Consider the following 6,045-nt stretch of genomic DNA (forward strand, 5'->3'; position numbering starts at 1 on the left):
GAATACGGGAAAAGCGATGCGCGGATTGATTGCACTAGTTTCGAGCCTGGTCCTGGTGGCCGTGGCAGCGCCGGCGCTGGCGCAGTCGGCGACCAAGATCGGCCAGCACAATGCCTGGGGCACCTACAGCTACCAGGCATCGGGCGGCAAGGTCTGCTATGTCCTGACCGTGCCGACGGACAAACAGCCGCCTACGCTCGACCACGGCGACATGTTCTTCTTCGTCAGCCAGCGGCCCGGCCAGCAGGTTTCCTACGAGCCGCAATTCATCGCCGGCTACAACTTCCAGGAAGGCTCCAAGGCCACCGTGACCATCGACAAGAAGACGTTTTCGATGTTCACCCGCGGCAAATCGGCCTGGGTCGAGAATGCCGCCGAGGAGCCGGTGCTGATCGCCGCCATGAAGACCGGCACCGACATGAAGGTGACGGCGAAGTCCGGCCGCGGCAATCCCACCTCCTATGTCTTCTCGCTGAAGGGCATTTCGGCGGCGCTGACGTCGATTGCCAAGTGCAAATAGACAAAGAGTGCAAGCACGCAGTTCGTTTTGAATGAAAAGAGTGCAAGCACGCAGTTCGTTTTGAATGAAAGGCCGGGCCGCAAAGTCCGGCCTTTTTTGCTTTCAGCCTTGCCCCGATCCCGGCCCGGCCTCCGCTCGGCGGCGCCGGATCGCCTCGGCGATGAAGACGCGCGACAGCGCGTGGTAGAGCGGCTCGTGCGAGATCATCCGCGCCGTGCCATAGCCCAGCATCGAGGCCAGCATCAGCGCGATGACATTGTCGTGATTGCCGGTCATCTCCAGGATGATAACGAAGGCCGTCATCGGCGCCTGCACCACGCCGGCGAAATAACCGGCCATGCCGAGCAGTGCCGCCGCCCCCGTGCTGGCGCCGAAGAGGAGGCCGAGCGAGCTGCCGATGCCGGCGCCAACCGCCAGCGAGGGCGCGAAGATGCCGCCCGGAATGCCCGAGATCATCGACAGCAGTCCCGCCAGGAACTTTTCGGCAAAGAAGAACCACGGCAGCGGCGTGCCTTCGACGGCGCCCCGCGCCTGGACGTAACCGGTGCCGAAGGTCAGCCCGCCCGAGGCGATGCCGATCACCGCCACCGCAAGCCCGCAGATTGCGGCCACGATCAGGGCGCGCCGCAAAGGCTGCCCAGTGTTCCAGCGCCGGATCCGCCGCGTCGCCTTCAACGCCAGCAGCGAGAACAGCGCGCCGAACCCGCCGCCGATGATGCCGCAGGCAAGCACCAGCGGCCACTCGGCGGCAAACGAGATCGTGTCCCTGGCGACGCCGAAATAGGTGTAGTTGCCGAGCAGGCCGAGCGAGGCGAGACCGGCCAGGATCACCGCCGTCAGCACCAGCCCGTTGGTGCGCGCCTCATAGGTGCGACCCATCTCCTCGATGGCGAAGACGATGCCGGCCAGCGGCGTGTTGAAGGCGGCGGCGATCCCGGCGGCCGACCCGGCCAGGATCAGGCCGCGCGCCTGCACCATGCCGCCCCAGCGTGCCGCCTGCAGCATCAGCGACGCGCCGACCTGCACGGTCGGACCTTCGCGGCCGATCGAGGCGCCGCAGAACAGGCCGACGATGGTGAGCATGATTTTGCCGACCACCAGCTTGAGGGACAGGATGTGGCCGCGGCCCTCGTCGTCGCGAAGATGGCGGGCGGCGATCGCCTGCGGAATGCCGCTGCCTTGCGAGCCAGGAAAGAAGGTGTGGGCAAGCCAGGCGCACAGCACGAAACCCAACGGCGTAATGGCAAGCGGGAGATAGAAACGCCAGCCGCCTGCGTCTCCTGTCATCAGGTGAAACAGTTCCTGCGCCCTGTCGGCCAGCACTGCGAACAGCACGCTGATCACACCGATGCCAAGCGCCCCGGCCCAGAACACCAGGCGCGGCTGCCACACCCGCCGTGAGCCCCACATCGCGCGCGAACGCCGCAGCATGGGATATCTTCGCGATGTGCCGGCCATGTCTGTCCTCGAGCGGGGAGTATCGAGCCCTAACACGTGCAGGCCAGAGGTTAAACCGGCACAACCCATGACTCTGCCCTCAACCTGTGCTATGCGCCGCGCTTCCTTTCCGGCACGATGCGTGAAATCGGCCGCAAACCGCTTATATTGGCGTAGACCATGACCCTTTCATTCGATCTTACCATTGACGGCGCCCGTGACGCGTTGCGCGCCCGCTCGGCACAGCCCGAAAAGCCGTCGCTGATCGGCCTGACGCGGGTCGAACTCGCCGAGGCTCTGGTTGCATCAGGCACTGTGCCTGAGCGCCAGGCGAAAATGCGCGCCCAGCAGCTGTGGCACTGGGTGTATGTGCGCGGCGTCTCCGATTTCGCCGGCATGTTCAATATTTCCAAGGATCTGCGCGCCGAACTGGACAAGCACTTCACCGTCGCCAGGCCCGAGATCGTCGAGGAGCAGATTTCCGCCGATGGCACGCGCAAGTGGCTGTTCCGCTTCCCGCCGCGCGGCGCCGGCCGGCCGGTCGAGATCGAGACGGTCTATATTCCCGAAGAGGGTCGCGGCACGCTGTGCATCTCCTCGCAGGTGGGCTGCACGCTGACCTGCTCGTTCTGCCACACCGGCACGCAGAAGCTGGTGCGCAATCTGACGGCAGAGGAGATCCTCGCCCAGCTGCTCACCGCCCGCGACCGGCTCGGCGATTTCCCTGACCGCGACACGCCCGACGGTGCCATCGTGCCGGCCGAAGGCCGCAAAGTGTCCAACATCGTCATGATGGGCATGGGCGAGCCGCTCTACAATTTCGAGGCGGTGAAGAAGGCGCTGCTGATCGCTTCCGACGGTGACGGCCTGTCCCTGTCGAAGCGGCGCATCACGCTGTCGACCTCCGGCGTCGTGCCGGAAATCTTCCGCACCGGCGAGGAGATCGGTGTCATGCTGGCGATCTCGCTGCATGCCACCAATGACGATCTGCGCGACTTGCTTGTGCCGATCAACAAGAAGTATCCGCTCAACGAGCTGATCGCCGCCTGCCGCGCCTATCCCGGCCTGTCGAACGCAAAGCGCATCACCTTCGAATATGTGATGCTGAAGGACGTCAACGATTCCATCGAGGACGCCAAGGGACTGATCAAGCTGCTCAAGGGCATTCCGGCCAAGATCAACCTGATCCCGTTCAACCCGTGGCCGGGCACCAATTACCAGTGCTCGGACTGGGAGACGATCGAGAAGTTCGCCGACTACATCAACAATGCCGGCTATGCCTCGCCGATCCGCACGCCGCGCGGCCGCGACATCCTCGCCGCCTGCGGCCAGCTCAAATCCGACTCCGAGCGCATGCGCAAGGTCGACCGGCTGGCTCTGGAAGCGATGATGATAGCAGGGCACGGCGAGGCGTGAACCGCCCCTTCGCCTGGCTAAGACGCCTCGCCATCATGGCGGTCGGCTATGTCGCCGCCGTGCTGACCTCGATCCTGGTGCCGGTGCTGCTGATCGCTCTTCTGGAAGGCATCGAAGACGGCAACTGGTCCATCATTTTCGCCTTCGACTGGCTGGGCTCGTTCCCGCTCGCCGTGTTGACCGTAATGATCGGCGCGCTGTTGATCGTCGGCCCGGCGCTCTTTGTCGCCGAACGGTTTTCACTTCGAGGATGGTTCTACTTCGCCGCCACCGGTGCGATCACGTCCATCGCCTTTGGCGTATCCATGCCGCGCTCGGCCAGCAGCTTTGTCTTCAATCCGGGCTTTCTGGGTTTTCTCGCCACCGCCGGCATCGCCGCTGGTTCGGTCTACTGGCTTCTGGCCGGACGCAGGTCCGGCACGCGACAGACTCTGGGCCGGGATTGATGGCGCGTCTCGTCGGCTACCTCGTCCGTTTCACCGTCATCCTGTTCGGCTATGCCGTCGCCTCGCTGGCGGCGAGCGCCTTCCTCAACATCCTGTTGCTGGCATCGCTCGGCTACACGCCGGACCATGCGCACCCGACGGCGACGGCTTCCCTGTATTTCTCAATTCCCGTCGCCGCCCTGTTCGTCGCCTATTTCGCCCTGATGCCGGCCTCTGTCGTCATCCTGCTCGCCGAAATCCTGGGCCGGCGCGACTGGCTGTTCTATGCGCTGGCAGGCGCGGTGGTCGCCGGTGTTTTCCTCGGGCTTGCCGACCACAGCGATGACACCGCCTTCGTCGTCAGGGACACCAGCGCCATCCTGGCCGTGATAGGCAGCGGCATGGTCGGTGGTATCTTTTATTGGCTCAGCGCCGGGCGCTGGGCCGCAAGCTGGTGGCAAGGCGAACCAGGCTCAAAAGAGGATGGCCAGACAGGATGACGGCGCCTACTTCGCCTGGGCCGTCAGGATCTTGAGCGCGAAGGCGGAAAACACGCCGGCGAAGAGATAATCGACCACCCGCGTGACGCGCGGGCTGGCCTTCATCGCCGCCGAAAACTTTTCCGCCGCCAGCACCATCGGCACCGTCACCGGGACCGACAGCACGATGAACATCGTGCCCAGGAAAAACAGCTTTCCCGGTGCGTTCGGATCGTGCGCGGAGACGAACTGCGGCAGAAAGGTCATGAAGAACAGGATGATCTTCGGGTTGAGCAGATTGACGCCGAGGCCCGCCGCCCAGCTGCGCAACAGCGAAATCTCGGGGCCTGTCTTCTTCTCCGGCGAAAAGGCCGAGCCCCTGGTGATTGCCTGCCAGGCCAGGAAAACGAGATAGCCGGCGCCAAAGATCTTCAGCACGAAGAAAGCCATCGGTGAGGCGACGATCAACGCCGAGACGCCGACCACTACCAGCGTGGTGTGGATCAGCGTGCCGCACAGCGCGCCGGCCATCGAGGCAAAGCCGGTGGCACGGCCCTGGCTCAGCGTGCGCGAGACGAACAGGGTCATGTCCGGCCCCGGCGTGATCGCCAGGATGACCGTGGCGATGGCGAACTGGATCAGCGTGGTGGTGTCTGGAATGAACGACATGAGCGGCCCCAGGGGATTGGGAGCCTATACAGGATGCGCCATGACGATGCCAGACACAGCAGCGACCCGATCTCGATCCAGCAGGCGTCTGCACGGCATTCGCTGGACGGCGGCCGCGGCGTCCTATGCCTGCCTGCTCAGCCGTATCCTCGCCGGCTCCTCCGCGACGAGTTGATCGTTGCGGATATTGGCGTCCCCGGTGATCTGGTCGATCGGCTTGGGCCGGCCGAGGAAGTAGCCTTGCGCCTCGTTGCAGCCTTCGACTTGCAGGATGGTGAGCTGGACATGCGTCTCGACGCCTTCGGCAAGCACCGGAATGTCGAGGCTGCGGCCCAGCGTCAGCACCGCCCGGATGATGGCCTTGGCCTGCGGGCTCCGCTCGACGTCGGCCATGAATGAGCGGTCGAGTTTGATCTTGTCGAAAGGAAACGAGCGCAGCGTATCGAGCGATGAATAGCCGGTGCCGAAATCGTCGATCGCGATCGTCACCCCAAGCGCCTTGATCTGGCGCAGGACATGCAGCGTACGCACCTTGTCGGCGACGATCGTCGATTCGGTCAGTTCCAGCTCCAGTCGTTTCGGCGACAGCCCGGTCTCGATCAGGATCTGATGGACGAGCTTGGCGAGATCGGCATGGGCGAACTGTACCGGCGACAAATTGACCGCGATCTTGTGGCCATTGCCCCACGAGGCCGCCTGCCGGCACGCGGTCCGCAGCACCCATTCGCCGATCGCCATGATCGAGCCGTTCTCTTCGGCAATCGGGATGAATTCGGCGGGCGGGATCATGCCATGCACGGGATGGGTCCAGCGCAGCAGCGCCTCGTAGCCGCAGGTCGCGCCGGTCGGGACCGAGGTCTGCACCTGATAGTGAAGCGAAAGCTCGCCGCGGTCGATCGCCTGGCGAAGGTCGGTGGCCAAGGCGCGGCGCGCCCGCGCCGTCTCGTCCATGGCGGATTCGTAGAAGCAGACGGCCCGCGTGACGTCGTTCTTCGCCCGGTACATGGCAAGATCGGCGTTGCTGACCAGCCGCTCGCGGTCGGCCCCGTCGCGCGGATAGACCGCGACGCCGATGCTGGCGCCGGCGGCGATCTCGAAA

At 64.6% G+C, this 6,045-nt stretch carries 7 protein-coding genes; 4 read left to right on the forward strand and 3 right to left on the reverse strand.

The features are described from left to right. Positions 1-16 precede the first annotated feature (16 nt). A complete protein-coding gene (locus EN943_RS15120; protein ID WP_056585679.1) occupies positions 17-520 on the forward strand; it encodes an invasion associated locus B family protein in 504 nt (167 codons plus the stop codon). A 102-nt stretch (positions 521-622) separates the two neighbouring features. Here EN943_RS15120 and EN943_RS15125 read toward each other — a convergent pair whose 3' ends face one another. After that, positions 623-1,978 carry a chloride channel protein gene (locus EN943_RS15125; RefSeq protein WP_127413205.1) on the reverse strand — a complete coding sequence of 452 codons (1,356 nt, stop codon included), beginning with the start codon at positions 1,976-1,978 and terminating at the stop codon, positions 623-625. 159 nt (positions 1,979-2,137) lie between these two features. Here EN943_RS15125 and rlmN point away from each other — a divergent pair, with 159 nt between their 5' ends. The 3 genes from rlmN to EN943_RS15140 are packed head-to-tail and all read left to right on the forward strand — an operon-like array spanning position 2,138 to position 4,298. Continuing rightward, a complete protein-coding gene (gene rlmN / locus EN943_RS15130) occupies positions 2,138-3,373 on the forward strand; it encodes a 23S rRNA (adenine(2503)-C(2))-methyltransferase RlmN (protein WP_127413207.1) in 1,236 nt (411 codons plus the stop codon). Next, positions 3,370-3,819, forward strand: a complete 450-nt coding sequence (locus EN943_RS15135; RefSeq protein WP_127413209.1) for a hypothetical protein — start codon at positions 3,370-3,372, stop codon at positions 3,817-3,819. The genes rlmN and EN943_RS15135 overlap by 4 nt, the downstream gene beginning before the upstream one ends. Then, complete coding sequence (locus EN943_RS15140) at positions 3,819-4,298, forward strand: hypothetical protein (RefSeq protein ID WP_127413211.1); 480 nt, start codon at positions 3,819-3,821, stop codon at positions 4,296-4,298. Before EN943_RS15135 ends, EN943_RS15140 begins: the two co-directional genes overlap by 1 nt. 6 nt (positions 4,299-4,304) lie before the next feature. Here the strand turns inward: EN943_RS15140 and EN943_RS15145 are convergent, their stop codons facing one another. Next, positions 4,305-4,946, reverse strand: a complete 642-nt coding sequence (locus tag EN943_RS15145; protein WP_013528810.1) for a LysE family translocator — start codon at positions 4,944-4,946, stop codon at positions 4,305-4,307. 123 nt (positions 4,947-5,069) lie between these two features. After that, positions 5,070-6,045: EAL domain-containing protein (locus tag EN943_RS15150; RefSeq protein WP_164778204.1), on the reverse strand; the 976-nt coding region annotated here is incomplete at its 5' end.

The organism is Mesorhizobium sp. M7A.F.Ca.US.006.01.1.1, from assembly GCF_003997935.1.
Classification (GTDB): domain Bacteria; phylum Pseudomonadota; class Alphaproteobacteria; order Rhizobiales; family Rhizobiaceae; genus Mesorhizobium.